Source organism: Vibrio sp. F13 (assembly GCF_020806305.2).
Classification (GTDB): Bacteria; Pseudomonadota; Gammaproteobacteria; order Enterobacterales; family Vibrionaceae; genus Vibrio; species Vibrio crassostreae_C.
Window position 1 is genome coordinate 1,733,348 of record NZ_CP170175.1, and the last position, 24,820, is coordinate 1,758,167.

The following is a 24,820-nucleotide window of genomic DNA, read 5'->3' on the forward strand; positions in this document are numbered from 1 at the left end:
ACTTTATAGAAGTTTTTTACGTGTTAGAGCATTTGGCGCTATGCGTCGCAAAAACATTGCGGTATGTTCAAGGAATACACTGATGGCAGACATAAGGTCTGCCTTAATGACACGTAACAAGCAATCACAATGAATTAGGTAAAATTAGTAATGCAGTTCTCTAAGTTTGGCGAAAAGTTTAATCGATACTCTGGAATCACTCGTTTAATGGATGATTTGAATGATGGCCTGCGCACTCCTGGCGCTATCATGCTCGGTGGTGGCAACCCAGCCGCTATCCCTGCCATGCTCGATTACTTTAACCAAGCCAGTGCCGACATGCTCGCCAGTGGAGAACTCATCGCCGCCCTCGCCAACTACGATGGTCCGCAGGGTAAAGACAGCTTCATCAAATCGTTAGCAGCAATGCTGAAAGAGACCTACGGTTGGGACATCAGCGAGAAGAACATCAGCCTGACTAATGGCAGTCAAAGTGGCTTCTTCTACCTATTCAACCTGCTAGCAGGCCAACAGCCTGACGGCTCACATAAGAAAATCCTACTGCCGATCGCACCGGAATACATCGGCTACGGCGACGCGGGTATTGATGACGATATTTTTATCTCTTACCACCCAGAGATCGAACTGCTAGAAAACCGTCAGTTTAAATACCACGTTGATTTTGAACAACTAAAGGTTGATGACTCAGTCGCGGCTATCTGTGCATCTCGTCCAACCAACCCAACGGGTAACGTACTGACCGACGAAGAAGTGCGTAAACTGGATAAACTGGCGCGTGAAAACAACATCCCACTGCTGATCGACAATGCTTACGGCCTGCCGTTTCCTAACATCATCTTTGAAGATGTCGAACCGTTCTGGAATGAAAATACGATTCTGTGCATGAGCCTTTCTAAGCTTGGTTTGCCGGGTGTGCGTTGCGGTATCGTAATTGCGAGTGAAGAAGTAACACAAGCATTGACCAACATGAATGGCATCATTAGCTTAGCGCCAAACAGTGTTGGCCCTGCAATTGCCAATCACATGATTGAAAAAGGCGATTTACTGCGCTTAAGTAGCGAGGTAATCAAACCTTTCTATAAAGATAAGTCACTACGTGCAGTTGAACTGTTACAAGACGCTATCGACGACCCTCGCTTCCGTATTCACAAGCCTGAAGGCGCTATCTTCTTATGGCTATGGTTTGATGAGCTGCCGATCACCACAATGGAACTGTACGACCGCCTTAAAGCTCGCGGCGTATTGATTGTTCCGGGTGAATACTTCTTTATCGGCCAAGAAGACGAGTGGGATCATGCTCACCAGTGCTTACGCATGAACTACGTACAAGATGATGAGGCGATGCAGAAAGGCATTGCTATCATTGCTGAAGAAGTGAAAAAGGCTTACTCAGAGCAGTAATAAGAGCTTTTAGCTTACCGCAGGTCAAATACAAAAAGAGCACCTCATTAGGTGCTCTTTCACTTTTACTTCCCGATATTTTTTAGCTCTAAGGAGCTAACAGTAATTAGCCTTCTAGTAAACTATTACCATTGATAGCAATCTTACGTGGTTGCATCGCTTCTGGGATTTCGCGTTCGAGGTCGATGTGAAGAAGACCATTTTCCATGCTTGCACCTACCACTTTTACGTAGTCAGCCAGTTGGAATTTACGCTCGAAATCGCGCTCTGCGATACCTTGGTATACGAAGGTTTTCTCTGCTTCTGCTTTACGCTCACCTTTCACAATTAGCATGTTCTCTTTCTGAGTCAGATCTAATTGGTCATCAGCAAAACCAGCGACTGCCATAGTAATACGGTAGTTGTTCTCGTCTTTTTGCTCGATGTTGTATGGAGGGTAACCGCCAGAAGAGTTCTTCGATGTATTCGCTTCCATCATGTTGAATAGACGATCGAAGCCGATTGCGTTGCGGTAAAGTGGAGTGAAATCTACAGTTCTCATAATGCTATCCTTTTAGTAAGCAATAGTCTTAGCTGCGAATTTTACTTGGATCTAACCTGTGTGTGACCCAGTAAACAGCTAAGAGATTCAATTCGCATTCCTCGGGTTTCACCTCTATTGGCGACAACGCTGGGACATGGCAATGAATCAATTTTTAAGTTGTGTGCTGCCAAAGTTATCCTCTATTGAGCGATACTTCGTTAGCGGTAATGAAGGTTCTGTTTCTTCTCTTGTAGAGCAAGACAGTCATCCTCTTCACAAATAGATATATGGATTGAGCAAAATAGTTTCAAGGGGTTATTTTCAATTATTTTTGCAACTCAATATTTTTCAATATCTTACAAACATAAAAAAGCACCATCCAAAGGATAGTGCTTTAAAATGATTTTAGTTTTTTGAGACGAAGCTATTTGGCTTTAGTTCAAGGAAGAGGCGCGGAGCATACGAATGTATGTGAGCACCTCTGACACAGAAATTAAGCCAAAGAGCGAAGTATCAAAGAGACTAAACGTCTAGGTTTGCTACTTTCAGTGCATTCTCTTCGATGAAGTTACGACGAGGTTCAACTTGGTCACCCATTAGCGTCGTAAACAACAAATCAGCACCAACAGCGTCTTCAATTGTTACTTGCATCATACGGCGAGTTTCAGGATCCATCGTGGTTTCCCAAAGTTGATCAGGGTTCATCTCACCTAGACCTTTGTATCGCTGTAGGCTTAGACCACGACGAGACTCTTTCACTAACCAGTTCAGAGCATCAACGAAGCTAGAAACTTCTTGAGTACGCTCACCACGCTTAATGTAAGCGCCTTCTTCAATCAAGCCATCAAGAGCTTCAGAAAGATCCGCTAGCTTACCAAACTCTTTAGAGTTAATAAGATCGATGCTTAGTAGGTGTTCATGAGTCACACCATGAGTACGAACCACAATCTTAGGAACGCTTAAGCCTAGCTCTTCGTGTTTTTCAACTTCAAGGCTGTATTGGCTTGCACCTACTTCTTTCGCGTTTAGCTGTTCAACAAGCTGCTTACCCCAAGCTTCAACTGCCGCGTCATCATGACACTGCTCGGCCGTTAGACGAGGAACGTAAATCAGTTCGTGAACCAATGCGCGTGGGTAACGGCGGCTCATACGATCAACAAGCTTGATGCCTGCATTGTATTGCTGAACAAGCTTCTCTAAACCTTCACCTGCAAATGCTGGCGCTTCAGGGTTTACGTGCAGTTCTGCGTTGTCTAAAGCCAAAGATACTTGATACTGGTTCATCGCATCTTCATCTTTAATGTACTGCTCTTGCTTACCTTTCTTCACTTTGTAAAGTGGCGGTTGAGCAATGTAGATGTAGCCACGTTCAATCAGCTCTGGCATTTGACGGTAGAAGAACGTCAGTAGCAGGGTACGGATGTGAGAACCATCGACATCGGCATCGGTCATGATGATGATGTTGTGGTAACGCAGTTTATCTGGGTTGTATTCGTCACGACCAATACCACAACCAAGAGCGGTGATTAGCGTTGCTACTTCTTGAGAAGACAGCATTTTATCGAAACGTGCTTTCTCTACGTTAAGGATTTTACCTTTCAGCGGTAGGATTGCTTGGTTCTTACGGTTACGCCCCTGCTTAGCTGAACCGCCAGCAGAGTCTCCTTCCACAATATATAGTTCAGACAGTGCAGGATCTTTTTCCTGACAGTCAGCAAGCTTACCAGGAAGACCCGCTAAATCTAATGCGCCTTTACGACGAGTCATTTCACGAGCTTTACGCGCTGCATCACGAGCACGTGCTGCATCAATAATTTTAGAACAAACTGTTTTCGCTTCACCTGGGTTCTCAATAAGGAACTCAGACAACTTCTCACCCATTGTAGATTCAACGGCAGACTTCACTTCTGAAGAAACCAGCTTATCTTTAGTTTGGCTTGAGAACTTAGGATCAGGCACTTTAACAGAAACAATCGCCGTCAGACCTTCACGAGCATCATCACCAGAGGTCGCAGTCTTCGCTTTCTTAGAGAAGCCTTCCTTGTCCATGAAGCTGTTCAGAGTACGCGTTAGCGCCGCACGGAAACCTGCTAAGTGAGCACCACCATCGCGTTGAGGGATGTTGTTGGTGAAACAGTAGATGTTTTCTTGGTAGCCGTCATTCCACTGCATCGCAACTTCAACGGTAATACCGTCTTCGCGCTCAGAGTTAAAGTGGAAGATTTTTTGGATGATTGGCGTTTTGTTAGTATTAAGGTGTTCAACAAACGCTTGGATACCGCCTTCGTATTCGAAGTGATCCATTTTGTCTTCTTCGCGCTCGTCAATTAGCTTAATTGATACACCTGAGTTCAAGAATGATAGCTCACGTAGACGCTTAGCTAAAATGTCGTAATGGAACTCGATGTTAGTGAAGGTTTCTTCACTCGGCCAGAAACGAATCTCTGTACCTGTTTTATCCGTGTCACCGATAACCGCTAGTGGCGCTTGAGGCTCACCGTGGCTGTAGGTTTGAGTGTGGATTTTGCCACCGCGGTGGATAGTAAGAGTAACTTGCTTAGAAAGTGCGTTAACTACTGAAACACCAACACCGTGCAGACCACCAGATACCTTGTACGAGTTATCATCGAACTTACCACCAGCGTGAAGAACCGTCATGATTACTTCGGCTGCAGATACGTTTTCTTCTGGGTGCAATTCTGTTGGAATACCACGGCCGTCATCGCTCACAGACACAGAACTATCTTCATGGATAGTTACAATGATGTCATTACAGTGACCAGCTAGCGCTTCATCAATAGAGTTATCTACCACCTCAAAAACCATGTGGTGCAGACCGGTACCATCATCCGTGTCGCCAATGTACATTCCAGGACGCTTACGTACCGCATCCAGACCCTTCAGTACTTTAATACTCGATGAATCGTAATTATCTGACATAGTTACTCTCTGACTAATTATCCTTGCTCTATTTTGCCATGTTCCACATGAAACATCCTGCTATTTTCGTCATGCATATCTGCAATCTGATCAGCGGTAATAGAGCTTACAAAAACTTGAGCCTGGGTCGCCTTTAAACACTCAGCAAGACGTGCTCGGCGTTGGCTATCTAATTCGGAAGCGAAGTCATCTATCAAATAGATGCACTGCTTACCTGTCATTTGAGTGAGGTGTTGCCCTTGTGCTACTCGTAGCGCGCACACCATCAACTTCAATTGACCTCGTGACAAGACATCTTCCACTGGAGTGCCGTTCACTTTTATCTTCAGATCCGCTTTGTTTGGCCCACTAAAGGTGTAACCAAGCTGCTGATCCCTTTCAAAATTCTTTTCTAATATATCGGCGTACGGGGTGTCTTTGTCCCAGCCACGATAGTAGTTAATCTTTATCTCAAACTCAGGAAGGAAGGTCGCACAGATTTCTTCGGCGACTTCTTTGAGCTGATCAACGTAGGTGGCACGCCACTGACTGATGCTTTCTGCTAAACGGGCCAATTCTTGGTCCCAATAGCTCAGCTCTCGATAGTGCGTTGCCGTTTTCAATAAGGCGTTTCGCTGCTTATTGAGGCGCTTTACCCTGCCCCACGCATCATAAAAGCCCGACTCACTGTGGAAGACTCCCCAATCAATGAATGCTCGGCGATGCTTAGGTCCATCGGTTAGTAAATCAAACCCTTCAGGGTGAATCAACTGCAAAGGTAAGACTTGAGCTAACTGAGCCAACTTTTGCCCAGTTTGACCGCTTATTTTAACCTCTGTCGTGCCATCGCGCTGCTTATTAATGCCAATTGGCAGCTCAAATTGATCCGAGGTCATAAAACGGCCATGTACAAACAGCTCACTACACTCGTTTTGTATGATACGACCGGTAAGTGAACTCTTGAATGAGCGACCATGTCCGAGCAGATACACAGCTTCAAGGACACTGGTTTTGCCGCTTCCGTTAGCCCCTATAAGAAAGTTAAAGCCTGATGACGGTTGAATGTCACAGGCTTCAATATTTCTAAACTGCTTAACGATTAAGCGCGATAAAGGCATAACGTCTTCATATTAATCTTCAATCACGACTCGGTAGGTCAACATAGGGCTGCTTATAAGCGAATTGGCATAACAACGTACATCGCGCTGTCATCTTGTGCGTTCTCGATAAGAGCACTCGCATTGGCGTCTGACATTGAGATGCGAACCTGTTCACAACGCAGTGTGTTCAGAACATCCAATACGTAGCTTACGTTGAAGCCAATCTCTAGCGCGTCACCGTCGAAGTTAACATCGAGTACTTCTTCTGCTTCTTCTTGCTCTGGGTTGTTCGCGGTAATGCGCATCTCGCTATCCGCAAGGTTAACGCGAACACCACGGAATTTTTCATTCGATAGAATCGCAGCACGAGAAAATGCTGAACGTAATTCATCACAGCCAGCTTCAAGTGTCTTGGTGGTATTTTGCGGCATTACGCGGCGATAATCAGGGAAACGACCATCAACCAGCTTAGAAGTGAAGACATAGTTGTTCACTTCAGCTCGCACGTTAGAGTTACCAATTTGCAGTGTTACTGGCTGTTCAGGTGCATCCAATAGCTTCACTAACTCTTGAACACCTTTACGAGGAACAATGATCTGCTTCTGAGCAAAATCCGCACCCAGTTGTGCTTGAGATACTGCCATACGGTGACCATCGGTCGCTACGCTGCGCAGGATAGAGCCTTCAATCTCAAACAACATACCGTTGAGGTAGTAACGAACATCTTGGTTCGCCATTGAGAATTGTGTTTTCTCGATAAGACCGCGAAGTTCAGCTTGTGTCACTGACACTTCAACTTCACTGCTCCAGTCTTCAATATTTGGAAAATCTGCCGCAGGTAATGTTGCTAAAGAGAAGCGGCTACGACCAGAGCGAACCTGAATACGGTCACCATCCAATACCACCGTGATCACTGAGTTATCTGGCAATCCACGGCAGATATCTAGGAATTTACGTGAAGGTACGGTAATGCTACCCGCTTCGAAATCACCTTCAAGCGTTACACGGCTGATCAGTTCAACTTCTAGATCCGTCGCTGTCATCGACAACACGTTATCTTCTACTTTAATCAGTAGGTTTCCTAGAATTGGAAGCGTTGGCCTGCCACCGAGTGCGCCAGATACTTGTTGTAATGGCTTAATCAGGTGACTACGTTCAATGGTAAATTTCATATCTTGCTCTTACGGTCTAAATGGCACTGCGTAATAGTACGTGGCCAAGATTCTGCTTATTAAGGTTAAGAATACTGTGTATTAAGAAGAAAGGGTACGAATCAAGTTCGAATAATCTTCTTTAATGTCGTGGCTCTCTTCACGCAGCTGAGCAATCTTACGACAAGCATGCAGTACCGTCGTGTGGTCACGACCACCGAATGCATCGCCAATCTCAGGCAAGCTATGGTTTGTTAGCTCTTTCGCCAGTGCCATCGCCAATTGACGTGGACGAGCAACAGAACGAGAACGACGCTTAGACAATAGATCAGCGACTTTGATTTTGTAGTACTCGGCTACTGTCTTTTGAATGTTATCAATAGTGACCAGTTTTTCTTGCAGTGCAAGTAGGTCACGCAGTGCTTCACGCACGAAGTCGATCGTGATCGGGCGGCCAGTGAAGTTTGCATTCGCAATAACACGGTTCAATGCGCCTTCCAGTTCACGAACGTTAGAGCGTAGACGCTTGGCAATAAAGAACGCCACTTCATCCGCAAGGTGAATTTGGTGGTCTTCGGCTTTCTTCATCAAGATCGCAACACGTGTCTCAAGCTCTGGTGGCTCAATCGCTACCGTCAAACCCCAGCCGAAACGAGATTTAAGACGATCTTCTACCCCGTTGATCTCTTTTGGATAACGGTCAGACGTTAGGATGATCTGTTGATTGCCTTCAAGCAGCGCGTTAAAGGTATGGAAGAACTCTTCTTGAGAACGCTCTTTATTAGCAAAGAATTGGATGTCATCGATAAGCAATGCATCAACACTACGGTAGTAGCGCTTAAATTCTTCGATCGCGTTGTTTTGCAGAGCCTTTACCATATCCTGAACAAAACGCTCTGAGTGCATGTAAACCACTTTCGCATTCGGCTTATTATCAACAATGGCGTTACCCACCGCATGCAACAAGTGCGTTTTACCTAAACCAGTGCCGCCGTATAGGAACAACGGGTTGTAGGCTGTACCTGGGTTATCAGAAACCTGACGTGCCGCAGCCAAACCGAGTTGGTTCGACTTACCTTCAACAAAGTTATTGAACTTATGTTTTGGGTTCACGTTTGAGCGGTGATTCAAGTCAACCGCGACAGGCTCTTCATCACGCCAGATATTATGGACAGGTTTGCGAGCTTGTAATTGCGCAGGTGCTGATGACTCAGCGGCCACATCAGCTGCAGTGCGAGTCTGAGTTGGTGTCGGTGTCGGTGTCGCAGGCTTTGGTGCAATCACACGCTTGCTTCCCACTTCAAAATGAAGATGTGGGATATCGTTACCGCAATATTCTTGCAGCAGACGGTTAATGCTATTTAGATACTTATCACGAACCCAATCGAGTACGAAACGGTTCGGTGCAAATAGAGTTAGAGTATTGTCATTGAGTTCCGCTTGTAACGGACGAACCCACATACTGAATTCTGTAGCTGGTAACTCTTCTTGAAGCTGTTGCAAACACTGCAACCAAAGCGAAGATGACACGGTGCCCTCACTCTATTTAAAGTAATATGAAATGACCGCTAATTTTACCTGTTGATAAGTCAGATCACCAGCAATTGATCACAGATCCAGTGAATAAGATCCAAGTTATTCACAATAAATTTGTAATTTATCGGTGGATCCACACATCTTGCCCCTAATTTACTCACACAATGATCCACTTATGCCCGGATCCTTGCTAGTTATCCCCAAATCGGGAATTCAATCTGGTTATGGTTAATAACATCTGGTTATTTATTCTAGTGAGCATTTTCCCAGTAACATCCAAACCCATAAATATAAGGAGTTACCAAATGAATAACTGGATTAAGGCTGCAATTGCGGCTATCGCACTCTCTGCTGCTACTGTTCAAGCTGCGACTGAAGTTAAAGTCGGCATGTCTGGTCGCTATTTCCCGTTTACGTTCGTTAAACAAGACCAGCTACAGGGTTTTGAAGTGGATTTATGGGATGAGATCGGTAAGCGTAACGATTACAAGGTTGAATACGTAACGGCAAACTTCTCTGGTCTGTTTGGTCTTCTTGAAACGGGTCGCATCGATACCATTTCAAACCAAATTACAATGACGGATGCACGTAAAGCGAAATACCTATTCGCAGACCCATACGTAGTAGACGGCGCACAAATTACCGTTCGTAAAGGTAATGACAGCATTAAAGGCATCGAAGACCTTGATGGCAAGACGGTTGCGGTAAACCTAGGCTCAAACTTTGAACAACTGCTTCGCAGCTACGACAAAGATGGCAAGATCAATGTAAAAACCTACGATACAGGTATTGAACATGACGTGGCACTGGGTCGTGCCGATGCATTCGTAATGGATCGCCTATCAGCACTAGAGCTTATCAAGAAGACTGGTCTACCATTACAACTAGCAGGTCAGCCATTCGAAACAATTGAAAACGCTTGGCCTTTCGTCGACAACGATAACGGCAAAAAACTGCAAGCAGAAGTAAATGAAGCATTAGCAGCAATGCGCGCAGATGGTACGCTAGAAAGTATCTCTCAGAAATGGTTTGGTGCGGACATTACTCAGAAGTAATTAATCACTTTCTCCATTCAAGGCCCACTGCTTTATACAGCGGTGGGCTTTTTGCTTTTGTGCACTGATTAAAAAACCTGATACAACAGTACTTACATATAGAACAACACTGCCAATAAAAATACGAGATAGATTATGGGATTTGACTTTAATTACATGCTAGAGCTGTTGCCAATACTACTGAAGTATTTAGGCACCACGATGGAGATGGCGACCTGGGGCTTGTTCTTTGCTCTGATCCTGTCTCTGATACTGGCGAATATTCGTGTATTCAAAATCCCAGTGCTCGACCAACTGAGCCAGCTGTACATTAGCTTCTTCCGAGGCACACCACTGTTGGTGCAGCTGTTCCTCCTTTATTACGGCTTACCACAAGTCTTCCCGTGGATGGTTGGGTTGGATGCCTTCAGCGCCGCTGTGATTGGCTTAACCCTGCACTTTGCCGCGTATATGGCAGAAAGTATTCGTGCCGCGATTATCGGTATTGATCGCAGCCAGATGGAAGCCAGCCTTTCGGTCGGTATGACAACCAGCCAAGCGATGCGCCGAGTGATCTTACCGCAAGCAACTCGCGTGGCACTGCCGTCGTTGATGAACTACTTCATCGATATGATCAAGTCGACTTCACTTGCCTTCACCCTAGGTGTCGCCGAAATCATGGCTAAAGCTCAGATGGAGGCTTCTTCAAGTTTCCGCTTCTTCGAGGCTTTCTTAGCAGTCGCACTGATTTACTGGGGCGTGGTGGTTATCCTCACTCGTATTCAAATTTGGGCCGAAGTGAAACTGAATAAGGCGTATGTACGATGATCAAATTACAAAATATCCACAAGCAGTTTGGTGACACCGAAGTTTTGAAAGGGATCGACCTAGAAATCAAACAAGGTGAGATAATTGTCATCATAGGTTCAAGTGGTACGGGTAAATCTACCCTACTGCGTTGTGTGAATTTTCTAGAGCAAGCCGATCAAGGCACGATTTCGATTGATGATATCAAGGTTGATACTCAGAAACACACTAAGGCAGAGGTGCTTGCACTGCGTCGTAAGACCGGTTTTGTGTTCCAAAACTATGCACTGTTCGCTCACCAAACCGCGAGACAGAATATTGCTGAAGGTTTAATTACCGTTCGTGGTTGGAAAAAACAGCAAGCCCATGAAAAAGCACAACAAATACTTGATGATATTGGCTTAGGTGACAAAGGTGATAGCTACCCAGCCGCGCTCTCTGGTGGCCAGCAACAACGGGTGGGTATTGGCCGTGCAATGGCACTACAACCCGAGCTTTTACTGTTTGATGAGCCGACTTCAGCGCTCGATCCTGAGTGGGTTGGCGAAGTGCTTAACCTAATGAAAAAACTGGCAAATCAGCATCAAACCATGCTGGTGGTTACCCATGAAATGCAGTTCGCGAGAGAGGTCGCAGACCGAGTGATCTTCATGGCTGACGGTCATATTATCGAGCAGGGATCTCCACAGGATATTTTTGGTAATCCACAGGATCCTAAATTAAAAAAATTCTTAAATAAGGTTGGGATCGACTAAGGATCCTTGTGATTTTAGTTATTCTACGTATAATCCCCCGACCGGAATTTTAGTTAACCCAATCATTGACACTTTTTGTGACAGTGATTACAATTCCGCCTCTTTGTTGAGAGGCGTCGGTTTTCCTTTCTTATATAAAGAAGAGAAAAAATGCCCACGCCGGGTTTAACAAAAACCTAAAACTACTGATCAGTAAGGTAATTACAATGAAACGCACTTTTCAACCTACAGTTCTAAAGCGTAAGCGTACTCACGGTTTCCGTGCTCGCATGGCTACTAAGAACGGTCGCGCAACAATCAATGCACGTCGTGCAAAAGGCCGTAAGCGTCTTTCTAAGTAATCTTTGATTATTTTGAATAAGCTAGCCTTCGGTCGGGAGTTACGCTTGTTAACTCCCGAACATTATCAAAATGTCTTCAAGCAAGCTCATCGAGCTGGCTCCCCTCATTTCACCATCATTGCCCGAAATAACTCTCTTTCAAATCCTCGTCTTGGATTAGCCGTTCCGAAAAAGCAGATTAAAACCGCCGTGGGTCGTAACCGATTCAAGCGTCTTACTCGTGAAAGCTTTCGTAACACTCAACACAAACTTCCTAACAAAGATTTTGTTGTAATCGCTAAGAAGAGCGCGCAAGATTTAAGCAATGAAGAAATGTTCAAGCTACTCGACAAATTATGGCTTCGCCTGTCTCGCCCTTCGCGTGGATAGCGCTAATACCCATCTATTTTTATAGATGGTTTATTAGTCCACTCATCGGCCCACGCTGCCGATTTACTCCAACCTGCTCTTTATATGCGATAGAAGCGTTGAAAGCTCACGGTTTTGTAAAAGGGTGTTGGTTATCAGGCAAACGTCTATTAAAATGCCATCCTTTGAACGAAGGGGGCTTTGACCCCGTTCCACCAGTCCAAAAACAAGACAGAGATAAATAACGATGGATTCTCAACGTAATATCCTGTTAATCGCATTGGCTTTGGTTTCTTTCCTACTGTTCCAACAATGGAACGTAGCTCAGAATCCAGCACCACAAGCGGTTGAGCAGGCACAATCTGGCAGCACCCTACCAGCGCCATCTTATGCAGATGATCTAGACCCGGCTCCTGGTCAAGTTGCTTCTTCTGCTAAAACTATCACAGTAACAACTGATGTACTGACTCTGTCAATTGATACGGTTGGTGGTGATGTCGTTAAAGCAAACCTAAACGATTACTCTGCTGAGTTCGATTCTGAAGATACGTTTGTTCTTCTTAAAAACGAACCCGGTCACCAATTTATCGCACAAAGCGGTCTAGTGGGTCCTCAAGGTATCGATTTAAGCAGCACAAACCGCCCAAGCTACACAGTTTCAGCAGACAGCTTCACGCTTGCTGATGGTCAGGATGAACTACGCATCCCGATGACTTACCAAGCGAACGGCCTTGATTACACGAAAACATTCATCCTTAAGCGTGGCAGCTACGCAATGGATGTTGAATACGATGTAGTCAACAACTCTGGTAACAACGCGACATTCGGCATGTACGCTCACCTGCGTCAGAACGTAATGGATGACGGCGGTAGCCTAACAATGCCAACTTACCGTGGTGGTGCTTACTCTACGGAAGATACGCGTTACAAAAAATACAGCTTCGACGACATGCAAGATCGCAACCTGTCTCTTAACCTAGCAAACGGTCAAGGTTGGGCAGCGATGATTCAGCACTACTTTGCAAGTGCATGGATCCCACGCGACGAAGCAGGCAGCAACCTTTACACTCGTGTAATTGGTAACCTTGGCGACATCGGTGTTCGCATGCCGAACAAAACCATCGCTACTGGCGACGAAGCAAACTTCAAAGCAACGCTTTGGGTTGGTCCTAAACTTCAAGACCAAATGGCTGCTGTTGCACCTAACCTAGACCTAGTAGTTGACTACGGTTGGTTATGGTTCATTGCTAAACCACTTCATACTCTGCTTTCGTTCATTCAAGGCATCGTTGTGAACTGGGGTCTGGCAATCATCTGTCTAACTTTCATCGTTCGTGGTGCTATGTACCCACTAACGAAAGCTCAATACACGTCTATGGCGAAAATGCGTATGCTTCAGCCTAAGCTGACTGCAATGCGTGAGCGTATCGGCGACGACCGTCAACGCATGAGCCAAGAAATGATGGAGCTTTACAAGAAAGAGAAAGTAAACCCACTAGGTGGCTGTTTACCTATCCTTCTGCAAATGCCTATCTTCATTTCGCTATACTGGGCACTAATGGAGTCTGTTGAACTGCGTCACTCACCGTTCTTCGGTTGGATTACTGACCTTTCAGCACAAGACCCATACTACATCTTGCCACTTCTGATGGGTGCTTCAATGTTCCTAATCCAGAAGATGAGCCCGACAACTGTAACGGATCCAATGCAGCAGAAGATCATGACCTTTATGCCGGTTATGTTCACATTCTTCTTCCTGTTCTTCCCTTCAGGTCTGGTTCTATACTGGCTAGTATCGAACATCGTAACTCTGATTCAGCAAACGCTTATCTACCGCGCGCTGGAAAAGAAAGGCTTACATTCTAAGTAAGTTCGATAATAGAAAGAGACAAAGAAAGGCGACCAAAAGGTCGCCTTTTTGTTTTTAGCTGATTACAATTCAGCTAATTGATTAATCGTGAGCGCCCCTTTTTGGCTTTCACATGCTAGCAGGCACAACTATGACTACAGATACGATTGTTGCTCAAGCGACTGCACCCGGCCGTGGCGGCGTCGGTATTATTCGCGTTTCAGGCCCACAAGCAGCCCAAGTTGCGCTTGAAGTTACCGGCAAAGTACTGAAACCACGTTACGCTGAGTACACCCCTTTTAAATCTCACGATGGTTTAGAGCTAGACCAAGGCATCGCGCTTTACTTTCCTAACCCGCACTCGTTTACCGGTGAAGACGTATTAGAGCTACAAGGCCACGGTGGCCCTGTGGTAATGGATATGCTCATCAAGCGCATCCTCGCGATTCCAGGGCTACGCGCAGCACGCCCTGGTGAGTTCTCGGAGCGTGCCTTCTTGAACGACAAGATGGATTTAACCCAAGCAGAAGCGATTGCTGACCTCATTGATGCCAGTTCAGAAGAAGCGGCGAAATCAGCTCTGCAATCGTTGCAAGGTGAGTTCTCGAAACGCATTAATACGCTGGTGGACTCTCTGATTCACTTACGCATCTATGTTGAAGCCGCTATCGACTTCCCAGAAGAAGAGATTGATTTCCTTGCTGACGGTAAAGTAAGTGCTGACTTACAAGCTATCATCGACAACCTCGAAGCGGTTCGCCAAGAAGCCAATCAAGGTGCCATCATGCGTGAAGGTATGAAGGTGGTGATTGCAGGTCGTCCTAATGCCGGTAAGTCGAGCTTACTGAATGCATTATCGGGTAAAGACTCCGCGATTGTGACTGATATTGCAGGTACAACCCGTGATGTACTTCGTGAACATATCCATATTGATGGTATGCCACTGCACATTATTGATACCGCAGGCCTGCGTGAAGCCTCGGATGAAGTCGAAAAAATCGGTATTGAACGCGCTTGGGAAGAAATTGCTCAAGCCGATCGCGTTTTATTTATGGTCGATGGCACCACTACCGATGCAACCGACCCGAAAGATATCTGGCCAGATTTCGTTGATCGTCTGCCGAATAACATCGGAATGACCGTGATTCGTAACAAAGCCGATCAAACCGGTGAAGATCTCGGGATTTGCCATGTTAATGATCCAACTCTGATTCGACTATCAGCAAAGACGGGACAAGGCGTTGATGCACTACGTAATCACTTAAAAGATTGCATGGGCTTTGCTGGTGGCAATGAAGGTGGCTTCATGGCACGTCGTCGCCACTTAGATGCCCTAGAACGCGCATCTGAGCATCTAGATATTGGCCAGCAACAGCTCGAAGGCTATATGGCAGGGGAAATCTTGGCAGAAGAACTGCGTATAACGCAGCAACACCTTAACGAGATTACTGGTGAATTCAGTTCCGATGACCTACTCGGCCGTATCTTCACCTCTTTCTGTATTGGTAAATAACCTTTAAAGGCCGGCTCATGCTGGCCTTTTTCTTTAGTAAGGACAGCTTAATGATCCACATTATTACAGGCAGCACCTTAGGTGGTGCAGAGTACGTTGGCGATCACCTTAATGATCTTCTTGAAGAGCAAGGCCACGAGATCACCCTTCATAATCAGCCTGAATTCGATGATATTCCCCAACAAGGCTTTTGGTTGCTGGTGACTTCAACTCATGGTGCGGGTGAATTTCCAGATAATATTAAGCCGTTTATCGACGCATTGACCCAGCAATCTCCAGATTTAAGCCCGGTTCGCTTTGCTGTCGTGGCGCTTGGTGATTCGAGTTACGATACCTTCTGTTTGGCGGGAAAATCAGTCCACAGCCAGATGAAAGAGCTCGGTGCTCAGCCTATTTCTGACTGTTTTACCATCGATGTATTGGAAACTCCGGTACCAGAAGACGCAGCAGAAGCTTGGTTCAACGATCATAGCGACCAGTTTTAACCTCTCTCCTCTCTCAAAAAGCGGCTTATGCCGCTTTTTTTGTCTCTGAACATCGTGATTGTGAATAACTTTTTTCAAAAACATCGAAAATTAGCGATCTATTTTCAATTTCTGCTGTGGATAAGATCATACATATACGGTGATTAACCTATAGTTATCCAAATAACAAGTTTTAGGCTAATTTCCCCCTGTGAATAAGTAGCCATTTTGATCCCAGCTAATCCTCATCCTGATCAAAGTTAGATCACATCATTTGATCCAAAAAAGATCCATGATCTCGTTGATCATTTCCGACTTATCCACAGATACCCTCGATCCTAATAATAGATCTAATAAAAGATCTCCTTAAAGATCTTATCTATATTAATTAAAAACAGCTTTTTCGAAAAATCCCAAAAACGTTTTCTCAGGCTATGAAAACAGGTAGAATATCGCTCCTTTTTATCAATCTAGAAAACGTTTGAATACCTGAGGTCGGTTCATGCTTTATCACGAAAAATTTGACGTCATCGTTGTTGGTGGTGGCCATGCAGGAACGGAAGCCGCACTCGCATCTGCACGTACTGGTCAAAGTACGTTATTACTTACTCATAATATCGATACACTAGGACAAATGTCTTGTAACCCAGCCATTGGCGGGATCGGTAAGGGCCACTTGGTAAAAGAGGTCGATGCAATGGGTGGATTAATGGCGCAAGCTATTGATCATGCAGGTATTCAGTTCAGAACATTGAACGCATCAAAAGGCCCTGCGGTTCGTGCTACTCGTGCACAAGCTGACCGCGCACTGTACAAAGCCTTTGTTCGTAACGTTCTTGAAAACACGCCAAACCTGACTTTGTTCCAACAGTCGGTTGATGACTTGATCGTTGAACAGGATCAAGTGGTAGGTGTGGTAACGCAGATGGGCCTTAAGTTCCGCGCAAGCGCTGTGGTTCTGACTGTGGGCACATTCCTAGGCGGCAAGATCCATATTGGTATGGAAAGTTCTTCAGGTGGCCGTGCTGGTGATCCACCATCGATCGCACTGGCTGACCGTCTTCGTGATCTTCCATTCCGAGTTGATCGCCTGAAAACAGGTACTCCTCCTCGTATCGATGCGCGTAGCGTTGATTTTTCTGAGCTTGAGGTTCAGCACGGTGATAACCCGACGCCTGTTTTCTCGTTCATGGGCAGCCGAGCTCAACAACCTCGTCAAATTCCATGTTACATCACGCATACCAATGAAAATACGCATGACGTAATTCGTGCCAACCTTGATCGCAGCCCTATGTACGCGGGTGTGATTGAAGGCATTGGCCCTCGTTACTGCCCTTCGATTGAAGACAAAGTAATGCGTTTTGCTGACAAGAACAGTCACCAAATTTTTATTGAGCCAGAAGGTCTAACGACTCACGAGCTATACCCGAATGGTATCTCTACCAGTCTGCCGTTTGATGTACAGGTTCAAATTGTTCGTTCGATGAAGGGCTTTGAAAATGCTCATATCGTTCGCCCTGGCTATGCGATTGAGTACGATTTCTTTGATCCTCGCGACCTTAAGCTGACTTACGAAACTAAGTTTATCAAAGGTCTATTCTTTGCGGGTCAAATCAACGGTACCACTGGCTATGAAGAAGCGGCTGCACAAGGCTTGATGGCCGGTCTGAATGCAAGTTTGTTTACTCAAGGCAAAGAAGGCTGGAGTCCACGTCGTGACCAAGCTTACATGGGCGTGCTTATCGACGACCTATCTACCATGGGTACCAAAGAACCTTACCGCATGTTTACGTCTCGCGCGGAATACCGTCTGCTGCTTCGTGAAGACAACGCCGATATCCGCTTGACTGAAAAGTCGCGTGAACTTGGCCTTGTTGATGACGCTCGTTGGGCTCGTTTCAACGAGAAGATGGAAAACATGGAGAAGGAGCGTCAACGTCTGAAAGAGACTTGGATTAATCCAAAATCTGAAGATATTGATCAACTGAACCAAATTCTGAAAACACCAATGTCTCGTGAAGCGAGCGGTGAAGATCTTCTTCGTCGCCCTGAAATGACTTATTCACAGTTAACCGCATTGGATCGTTTTGGTCCTGCACTGGAAGATCAACAAGCGTCTGAGCAAGTTGAGATCCAAGTGAAGTACGATGGTTACATTCAGCGTCAACAAGACGAAATTGAAAAATCACTGCGTCATGAAAACACCAAACTGCCTGCTGATATCGATTACAGCAAGGTAAAAGGACTTTCTAACGAAGTGGTTCTTAAACTAACGACAGCTAAGCCTGACTCAATTGGTATTGCTTCGCGAATTTCAGGTATCACACCTGCAGCAATCTCAATTCTGTTGGTTTACTTGAAAAAACACGGCCTGTTGAAAAAAGGTGAGGAAGCATAATGAGCGCATTACGCGAAAAACTGGATCACCTTATTGGCCAGACTGAACTTGAAGTATCTGAAAAACAACGTGGCCAGTTGGTTGGCTACGTTGAGTTACTGAACAAGTGGAACAAAGCTTATAACCTAACATCAGTTCGTGACCCACAAGAAATGATGGTGAAACATATCTTAGATAGCATCATTGTTAGCACTCACTTACAAGGTAAGCGCTTTATCGATGTGGGTACGGGACCTGGTCTTCCTGGGATTCCGCTCTCAATCATGAATCCAGACTGCGAGTTTTACTTGCTAGACAGCCTAGGTAAGCGTATTCGTTTTATCAAACAGGTGATTCATGAGCTGGGTATCGACAACGTGGTACCGGTTCAAAGTCGCGTTGAAGAATTTCAACCAGAAGAAAAGTTTGATGCAGTGCTCAGTCGTGCATTTGCGTCAATGACAGACATGGTAGAGTGGTGTCACCATTTACCTAAAGAGCAATCCGGTGTATTTTTGGCTCTTAAGGGACAACATCCTAGAGACGAAATCGACCTGTTACCTGAATGGTGTTCAGTGACAGACATTAAAGCTTTGCAAGTGCCAGAGCTTGATGGAGAGCGTCATCTAGTTACTTTATCGCGTCAGGGATAATCAGCGAGGCCATAGTGGGTAGAATCGTAGCAATTGCCAACCAGAAGGGTGGCGTAGGAAAAACAACAACTTGCATTAATTTAGCAGCATCAATGGCGGCAACAAAACGCAAGATATTGGTTGTTGACCTCGATCCTCAAGGTAATGCCACTATGGCGAGCGGTGTCGACAAGTATCAAGTTGAAGCAACAGCTTACGATTTGTTGGTTGAAGACACCCCATTTGATGAGGTGGTTTGCCGGAGTACATCTGGCAATTATGACCTCATCGCCGCGAACGGTGATGTTACTGCGGCAGAAATCAAGCTGATGGAAGTGTTTGCTCGTGAAGTTCGTTTAAAAAATGCACTCGAACCCATTCGCAATAACTATGATTTTATCTTTATTGATTGCCCTCCCTCATTAAACCTTCTTACAATCAACGCGATGGCTGCGGCCGACTCCGTATTGGTTCCTATGCAATGTGAATACTTTGCTTTGGAAGGTTTGACTGCATTGATGGATACCATCAGTAAGCTAGCGGCTGTTGTAAACGAGAACCTGAAGATCGAAGGTCTTCTGCGTACTATGTACGATCCTCGCAACCGCTTATCGAACGAAGTATCTGATCAACTCAAAAAACACTTTGGTAGCAAAGTCTACCGAACTGTGATCCCTAGAAATGTGCGTCTGGCAGAAGCCCCGAGTCACGGCAAGCCAGCAATGTACTACGACAAATATTCCGCAGGAGCTAAGGCTTACCTTGCTCTTGCTGGCGAAATGTTGCGTCGTGAAGAAGTCCCAGTATAGGTCCAACCAAAGGAATTCGCTCAATGTCTAAGCGTGGTTTAGGAAAAGGGCTAGATGCATTGCTTGCAACTAGCTCATTGGCTCGTGAAAAACAGCAAGTTGCTTCTCATAGTCAAGCGTTATCGGCTGATGGTGAGCTCATCGAACTTGCTGTCGGTTGCTTAAAGCCAGGTGTATATCAACCGCGTAAGGATATTGCGCCGGAAGCGCTAGAAGAGTTAGCGGCATCTATACAATCTCAAGGCATTATCCAACCGATCGTTGTACGCCCTTTAGCGCACGACCAATTTGAGATTATTGCTGGTGAACGTCGTTGGAGAGCGGCTCGTCAAGCTGGTCTTAAACAAGTTCCATGCTTGATCAAGAGAGTAGAAGACAAGGCCGCGATTGCGATGGCATTGATCGAGAACATTCAACGTGAAGATCTGAATGTTATCGAAGAATCACAAGCGCTAGAGCGCTTGCAGAACGAGTTTTCACTGACACATCAGCAGGTCGCCGATGTGATTGGTAAATCCAGAGCTACCGTTAGTAACTTATTACGTCTAAATCAGCTCGAAAATGAAGTAAAAGGTTTAGTTTCCAGTAAACAACTAGAAATGGGGCATGCTAGAGCACTGCTTGCGCTTGAAGGTGTTACCCAGGTTGAGGCAGCGAATACTGCAGCAACCAAAAAAATGACCGTGCGTCAAACTGAGCAACTTGTCAAAAAGTGCTTAAAACCAGACGTTGAAGCGGAATCGAAGCCCGAAGACACTGAGGCCATCGAACTTTCACGAAGACTCACGGAAAAATTGCAAGCAAACGTTTCAGTTACTCGTTCTGTTAGCGGTAAGTCAAAAGTGACAATTACTCTTGATGAGCCTCACAAATTAGAGCAACTTATTGCTAAACTAGAGTACTAAATGAGATAATTGATTTAGGTCAATTATGTAATAAACAAGTAATTTCTTACAAAAGTTGTCGGTTTGTATACAGAAATGTAAATGATTGCTGCATTCTTATTGCAATCAATTTGGCTGAACGTATAATTTTCGCCAATTTCTCAGCACGCTTTTAAGCGAGTGGTAAAGTGGGCTTAAAGAGGAACGAATACATGGTAGCGGCGTTAGCAAGACCAGGACGAGTGCTTGCAAAGCAAATGTTATTGATCGAGCTTAGCGCGGTTATATTAGTGGCGATAGGGTTAGGTTTAGCTGTTAATCCTGATTGGGGTTTTGCTGCATTGGTTGGTGGCGGTATTTTTGTCATCGCGAATGTGGTTTTTTGTGTGTGTGCTTTCCTATTTTGTGGAGCTCGCGCAACTAAGTTAGTTGCGGCGTCGTTCTATGCAGGTGAAGCACTAAAGATCCTTATCACAGTTCTACTATTCTCTATTGTCTACATGTATATGCAGGTGGAATTAATTCCCCTCAAACTGACCTATTTACTGGTTCTAGGTATTAATATCTTTGCGCCAGTGCTTTTCATTAACAATAAAAAATAGGATGAGTTATGGCTGCGCCAACAGCATCCGGATACATTGAACACCATTTACAAAACCTTTCTTTAGCTAAGTTTGGTCTTGTAGAGGAGACAAGTTTCTGGAACGTACATATAGACAGTCTGTTTTTTTCGGTGTTGACAGGGATGTTATTCCTTTGGGTTTTTCGCTCAGTCGCTAAGAAAGCAACAGTAGGTGTACCTGGTAAGCTTCAGTGTTTTGTTGAAATGGTAGTGGAATTCGTTGGCGACAACGTTAAAGAAACTTTCCATGGTCGCAACCCTCTGATTGCCCCACTAGCACTGACTATATTCTGCTGGATTATCATTATGAACTTGATGGACTTAGTGCCTATCGATTTCTTACCATATCCTGCAGAGCATTGGCTAGGTATCCCTTACTTGAAAGTGGTTCCTACAGCTGATGTAAATATAACCATGGCAATGGCTTTGGGTGTTTTTGCTCTGATGATCTACTACAGCATCAAAGTGAAAGGCCTAGGCGGATTTGCTAAAGAATTGGCACTGCATCCATTTAATCACCCAATCATGATCCCATTTAACTTGGTACTTGAGGTAATTTCGTTATTAGCGAAGCCACTATCTCTAGGTATGCGTTTATTTGGTAATATGTTTGCGGGTGAGGTGGTGTTTATTCTTATCGCGGCAATGCTACCGTGGTACTTACAATGGGTAGGTGCACTACCTTGGGCTATCTTCCATATCTTAGTTATATTGATTCAAGCGTTTGTTTTCATGATGTTGACAATCGTTTACTTATCAATGGCTCATGAAGATAGTGATCACTAAAAAATTTTTAAGCTTTATTCTAACTATTAATGTTAATCGGAGAACGTAAATGGAAACTGTACTAAGTTTTTCAGCAATCGCTGTTGCTATTATTGTTGGTCTTTGTGCCGTAGGTACTGCAATTGGTTTTGCTATTCTTGGTGGTAAATTCCTAGAAGGCGCTGCGCGTCAACCTGAAATGGCTCCAATGCTACAAGTTAAGATGTTCATCATCGCTGGTCTACTGGATGCTGTTCCAATGATCGGTATCGTAATCGCACTACTATTCACGTTTGCTAACCCATTTGTTGGTCAACTAGCAGGCTAATTAACTCTTTAATAGTTAATTAAATTTTTGTAGTTGATTCTTAACGAGGGGTAGCTGTTGTGAATATGAACGCAACTCTGCTAGGTCAAGCAATTGCTTTTTCACTGTTTGTTTGGTTCTGCATGAAATATGTATGGCCACCAATCATGCAAGCAATTGAAGAACGTCAGAAAAAAATTGCTGACGGTCTTGTAGCCGCTGAACGCGCTGCTAAAGACTTGAACCTGGCACAAGCCAACGCTTCTGAGCAAATGAAAGAAGCAAAGCGCACTGCAACTGAGGTTATTGATCAGGCAAACAAACGTAAAGCTCAAATTATTGATGAAGCACGCGAAGAAGCTCAGGCAGAACGCCAGAAAATCTTAGCGCAAGCTGAAGCAGAAATTGAAGCAGAGCGTACACGTGCCCGTGATGACCTGCGCAAACAAGTCGCAACTCTGGCTATAGCTGGTGCTGAGAAAATCCTTGAGCGTACAATCGATAAAGATGTACACGATGATCTTCTTAACAACATTACTGCAAAACTTTAAAGCAAGGGGCTGTATATGTCTGATTTGACTACAATCGCACGCCCCTATGCTAAAGCAGCGTTTGACTTTGCGGTAGATAAAGGTGAGCTAGACCAATGGGGTCAAATGCTTACTTTTGCTGCCGAAGTGGCACAAAATGATGATGTTCACAATTTATTAAGCGGTTCTATGACTGCTGAAAAATTAGCTGAAGTATTCATTGTAATTTGTGGCGAACAATTTGATGAATTCGGCCAGAACTTAATTAAAGTGATGGCAGAGAATGGCCGCTTAATGGCTTTTCCTGATGTTTGTAAAGAGTTCTTTATACTCAAAAAAGAGTATGAGAAAGAGATCGACGTTGAAGTTACTTCAGCTGTTGAACTTTCTGAAGAACAACGCACAAGCATTATCAGCAAATTGGAACTGCGCCTTGCGCGCAAAGTTCAGCTGAATTGCAGTATAGATGAGACTCTACTTAGTGGAGTTATTATTCGAGCCGGAGACCTAGTCATCGATAACTCAGCGCGCAGTCGTTTAGACCGCCTGAGCGATGCATTGCAGTCTTAATGGGGATTGGAGCATGCAACTTAATTCCACTGAAATTAGCGATCTAATTAAACAACGTATTGAATCTTTCGACGTTGTTAGTGAAGCTCGCAATGAAGGTACTATCGTTTCTGTAAGCGATGGCATCCTTAGCATCCACGGCCTAGCGGACGTGATGCAAGGTGAAATGATCGAACTACCGGGTGGCCGTTACGCTCTAGCACTGAACTTGAACCGTGATTCGGTTGGTGCTGTTGTAATGGGCCCGTATGCTGACCTACAGGAAGGCATGAAAGTTACAGGTACTGGTCGTATTCTAGAAGTACCAGTAGGTCCTGAAATGCTTGGTCGTGTTGTAAACACGCTAGGTGAGCCAATTGATGGTAAAGGTCCAATCGAAGCTAAATTGACTTCGCCTGTAGAAATTATCGCACCAGGTGTAATCGACCGTAAATCGGTAGATCAACCTGTTCAAACTGGTTACAAGTCTGTTGACTCAATGATCCCTATCGGTCGTGGTCAACGTGAACTAGTAATCGGTGACCGTCAGACTGGTAAAACAGCAATGGCGATCGATGCGATTATCAACCAGAAAGACTCTGGTATTTTCTCTATCTACGTAGCTATCGGCCAAAAAGCGTCGACTATTGCTAACGTAGTTCGCAAACTAGAAGAGCACGGCGCACTGGCTAACACTGTTGTTGTTGTTGCATCTGCTTCTGAATCTGCTGCGCTGCAATACCTTGCACCGTATGCTGGTTGTGCGATGGGTGAATACTTCCGTGATCGCGGCGAAGATGCACTGATTGTTTATGATGATCTATCTAAGCAAGCGGTAGCTTACCGTCAAATTTCACTACTACTTAAGCGTCCACCTGGCCGTGAAGCGTTCCCTGGTGATGTTTTCTACCTTCACTCTCGTCTACTAGAGCGTGCTGCTCGTGTAAGCGAAGCATACGTAGAAAAGTTCACTAACGGTGAAGTGACAGGCAAGACTGGTTCTTTAACTGCTCTTCCTATCATCGAAACGCAAGCTGGTGACGTATCTGCATTCGTACCAACAAACGTAATCTCGATTACTGATGGTCAGATCTTCCTACAAACTGAACTATTCAACGCGGGCGTACGTCCAGCTGTTGACCCTGGTATCTCAGTTTCTCGTGTAGGTGGTTCGGCGCAGACTAAAATCATCAAGAAGCTATCTGGCGGTATCCGTACTGCTCTAGCTCAATACCGTGAACTAGCAGCATTTGCACAGTTCTCATCGGATCTTGATGAAGCGACCAAAAAGCAACTAGACCACGGTCAAAAAGTTACAGAACTGATGAAGCAGAAACAATATGCTCCTATGTCTGTATTTGACCAAGCTCTAGTAATCTTCGCTGCAGAGCGTGGATACCTTCAAGACGTAGAACTGTCAAAAGTTCTAGATTTTGAAGCTGCTTTACTGTCGTTTGCTCGTGGTCAATACGCTGATCTAGCAACACAGATCGACGCAACGGGTGCTTTCAACAAAGAAATCGAAGCTGAGCTGAAGAAGCTTGTTGACGATTTCAAGGCAACCCAGACCTGGTAATTGGTAGGTGGTCTTAGGGCCACCTCAT

At 45.0% G+C, this 24,820-nt stretch carries 26 protein-coding genes; 21 read left to right on the forward strand and 5 right to left on the reverse strand.

The features are described from left to right. The first annotated feature begins 150 nt into the window (after positions 1-150). Positions 151-1,401, forward strand: coding sequence for a valine--pyruvate transaminase (locus LMH68_RS07895; RefSeq protein ID WP_048611244.1), 1,251 nt, complete (start codon positions 151-153; stop codon positions 1,399-1,401). A gap of 106 nt (positions 1,402-1,507) precedes the next feature. Here LMH68_RS07895 and LMH68_RS07900 read toward each other — a convergent pair whose 3' ends face one another. Next, complete coding sequence (locus LMH68_RS07900) at positions 1,508-1,942, reverse strand: Hsp20 family protein (RefSeq protein WP_009848140.1); 435 nt, start codon at positions 1,940-1,942, stop codon at positions 1,508-1,510. A gap of 142 nt (positions 1,943-2,084) precedes the next feature. On the opposite strand from LMH68_RS07900, the gene LMH68_RS07905 reads away from it, so the two are divergent. Next, positions 2,085-2,207 (forward strand): hypothetical protein, encoded by a 123-nt coding sequence (locus LMH68_RS07905; RefSeq protein ID WP_267869012.1) that lies wholly within the window; start codon positions 2,085-2,087, stop codon positions 2,205-2,207. Positions 2,208-2,446: 239 nt separating this feature from the next. Here LMH68_RS07905 and gyrB read toward each other — a convergent pair whose 3' ends face one another. The 4 genes from gyrB to dnaA all read right to left on the reverse strand — a co-directional run bounded on the left by gyrB (position 2,447) and on the right by dnaA (position 8,624). Continuing rightward, complete coding sequence (gene gyrB, locus LMH68_RS07910; RefSeq protein ID WP_017058811.1) at positions 2,447-4,864, reverse strand: DNA topoisomerase (ATP-hydrolyzing) subunit B; 2,418 nt, start codon at positions 4,862-4,864, stop codon at positions 2,447-2,449. A gap of 17 nt (positions 4,865-4,881) precedes the next feature. Further along, entirely contained in the window at positions 4,882-5,961 is a 1,080-nt protein-coding gene (gene recF, locus LMH68_RS07915) for a DNA replication/repair protein RecF (RefSeq protein WP_017058810.1), read from the reverse strand. Positions 5,962-6,014: 53 nt separating this feature from the next. Then, the gene (dnaN, locus tag LMH68_RS07920) at positions 6,015-7,115 is read right to left on the reverse strand and encodes a DNA polymerase III subunit beta (RefSeq protein WP_017058809.1); all 1,101 of its coding nucleotides are present in this window, start codon (positions 7,113-7,115) and stop codon (positions 6,015-6,017) included. 81 nt (positions 7,116-7,196) lie between these two features. Beyond that, a complete protein-coding gene (gene dnaA, locus LMH68_RS07925) occupies positions 7,197-8,624 on the reverse strand; it encodes a chromosomal replication initiator protein DnaA (protein WP_229648148.1) in 1,428 nt (475 codons plus the stop codon). A gap of 311 nt (positions 8,625-8,935) precedes the next feature. Here dnaA and LMH68_RS07930 point away from each other — a divergent pair, with 311 nt between their 5' ends. The 19 genes from LMH68_RS07930 to atpA all read left to right on the forward strand — a co-directional run bounded on the left by LMH68_RS07930 (position 8,936) and on the right by atpA (position 24,792). Continuing rightward, positions 8,936-9,685 carry an amino acid ABC transporter substrate-binding protein gene (locus LMH68_RS07930; protein ID WP_009848135.1) on the forward strand — a complete coding sequence of 250 codons (750 nt, stop codon included), beginning with the start codon at positions 8,936-8,938 and terminating at the stop codon, positions 9,683-9,685. Between the two features lie 135 nt (positions 9,686-9,820). Further along, on the forward strand, positions 9,821-10,492 hold the full coding sequence (locus LMH68_RS07935) for an amino acid ABC transporter permease (protein WP_009848134.1): 672 nt from the start codon (positions 9,821-9,823) through the stop codon (positions 10,490-10,492). Beyond that, positions 10,489-11,226, forward strand: a complete 738-nt coding sequence (locus LMH68_RS07940) for an amino acid ABC transporter ATP-binding protein (RefSeq protein ID WP_017058807.1) — start codon at positions 10,489-10,491, stop codon at positions 11,224-11,226. Before LMH68_RS07935 ends, LMH68_RS07940 begins: the two co-directional genes overlap by 4 nt. A 206-nt stretch (positions 11,227-11,432) precedes the next feature. After that, positions 11,433-11,567 (forward strand): 50S ribosomal protein L34, encoded by a 135-nt coding sequence (gene rpmH, locus LMH68_RS07945; protein WP_004735800.1) that lies wholly within the window; start codon positions 11,433-11,435, stop codon positions 11,565-11,567. A 45-nt stretch (positions 11,568-11,612) separates the two neighbouring features. Beyond that, positions 11,613-11,936 (forward strand): ribonuclease P protein component, encoded by a 324-nt coding sequence (gene rnpA / locus LMH68_RS07950; RefSeq protein ID WP_017055478.1) that lies wholly within the window; start codon positions 11,613-11,615, stop codon positions 11,934-11,936. Next, positions 11,903-12,160: a membrane protein insertion efficiency factor YidD gene (yidD, locus tag LMH68_RS07955; protein ID WP_004735802.1), complete on the forward strand. Its 258-nt coding sequence runs from the start codon at positions 11,903-11,905 to the stop codon at positions 12,158-12,160. The genes rnpA and yidD overlap by 34 nt, the downstream gene beginning before the upstream one ends. Positions 12,161-12,162: 2 nt before the next feature. After that, positions 12,163-13,785, forward strand: a complete 1,623-nt coding sequence (gene yidC / locus LMH68_RS07960) for a membrane protein insertase YidC (RefSeq protein ID WP_017058806.1) — start codon at positions 12,163-12,165, stop codon at positions 13,783-13,785. 130 nt (positions 13,786-13,915) lie between these two features. Continuing rightward, the gene (gene mnmE, locus LMH68_RS07965) at positions 13,916-15,277 is read left to right on the forward strand and encodes a tRNA uridine-5-carboxymethylaminomethyl(34) synthesis GTPase MnmE (protein WP_029235098.1); all 1,362 of its coding nucleotides are present in this window, start codon (positions 13,916-13,918) and stop codon (positions 15,275-15,277) included. A gap of 50 nt (positions 15,278-15,327) precedes the next feature. Then, a complete protein-coding gene (gene mioC, locus LMH68_RS07970; RefSeq protein WP_017058804.1) occupies positions 15,328-15,762 on the forward strand; it encodes an FMN-binding protein MioC in 435 nt (144 codons plus the stop codon). A gap of 481 nt (positions 15,763-16,243) precedes the next feature. Further along, complete coding sequence (gene mnmG, locus LMH68_RS07975; RefSeq protein WP_017058802.1) at positions 16,244-18,139, forward strand: tRNA uridine-5-carboxymethylaminomethyl(34) synthesis enzyme MnmG; 1,896 nt, start codon at positions 16,244-16,246, stop codon at positions 18,137-18,139. Further along, the gene (gene rsmG, locus LMH68_RS07980; protein ID WP_017058801.1) at positions 18,139-18,771 is read left to right on the forward strand and encodes a 16S rRNA (guanine(527)-N(7))-methyltransferase RsmG; all 633 of its coding nucleotides are present in this window, start codon (positions 18,139-18,141) and stop codon (positions 18,769-18,771) included. Before mnmG ends, rsmG begins: the two co-directional genes overlap by 1 nt. Before the next feature lie 14 nt (positions 18,772-18,785). Further along, on the forward strand, positions 18,786-19,559 hold the full coding sequence (locus LMH68_RS07985) for a ParA family protein (RefSeq protein ID WP_029235097.1): 774 nt from the start codon (positions 18,786-18,788) through the stop codon (positions 19,557-19,559). 23 nt (positions 19,560-19,582) lie between these two features. Further along, positions 19,583-20,464 carry a ParB/RepB/Spo0J family partition protein gene (locus LMH68_RS07990; RefSeq protein WP_017063024.1) on the forward strand — a complete coding sequence of 294 codons (882 nt, stop codon included), beginning with the start codon at positions 19,583-19,585 and terminating at the stop codon, positions 20,462-20,464. 191 nt (positions 20,465-20,655) lie between these two features. Then, the gene (locus tag LMH68_RS07995; protein WP_010433210.1) at positions 20,656-21,045 is read left to right on the forward strand and encodes a F0F1 ATP synthase subunit I; all 390 of its coding nucleotides are present in this window, start codon (positions 20,656-20,658) and stop codon (positions 21,043-21,045) included. Between the two features lie 8 nt (positions 21,046-21,053). Continuing rightward, on the forward strand, positions 21,054-21,851 hold the full coding sequence (gene atpB, locus LMH68_RS08000; RefSeq protein ID WP_009848124.1) for a F0F1 ATP synthase subunit A: 798 nt from the start codon (positions 21,054-21,056) through the stop codon (positions 21,849-21,851). A 49-nt stretch (positions 21,852-21,900) separates the two neighbouring features. Beyond that, positions 21,901-22,158 (forward strand): F0F1 ATP synthase subunit C, encoded by a 258-nt coding sequence (gene atpE, locus LMH68_RS08005; protein WP_004411110.1) that lies wholly within the window; start codon positions 21,901-21,903, stop codon positions 22,156-22,158. Positions 22,159-22,217: 59 nt separating this feature from the next. After that, positions 22,218-22,688: a F0F1 ATP synthase subunit B gene (gene atpF / locus LMH68_RS08010; RefSeq protein WP_010433231.1), complete on the forward strand. Its 471-nt coding sequence runs from the start codon at positions 22,218-22,220 to the stop codon at positions 22,686-22,688. Positions 22,689-22,703: 15 nt separating this feature from the next. Next, complete coding sequence (gene atpH, locus LMH68_RS08015) at positions 22,704-23,237, forward strand: F0F1 ATP synthase subunit delta (protein WP_010433233.1); 534 nt, start codon at positions 22,704-22,706, stop codon at positions 23,235-23,237. 13 nt (positions 23,238-23,250) lie between these two features. Continuing rightward, positions 23,251-24,792, forward strand: coding sequence for a F0F1 ATP synthase subunit alpha (gene atpA / locus LMH68_RS08020; RefSeq protein WP_004735737.1), 1,542 nt, complete (start codon positions 23,251-23,253; stop codon positions 24,790-24,792). Positions 24,793-24,820 lie beyond the last annotated feature (28 nt).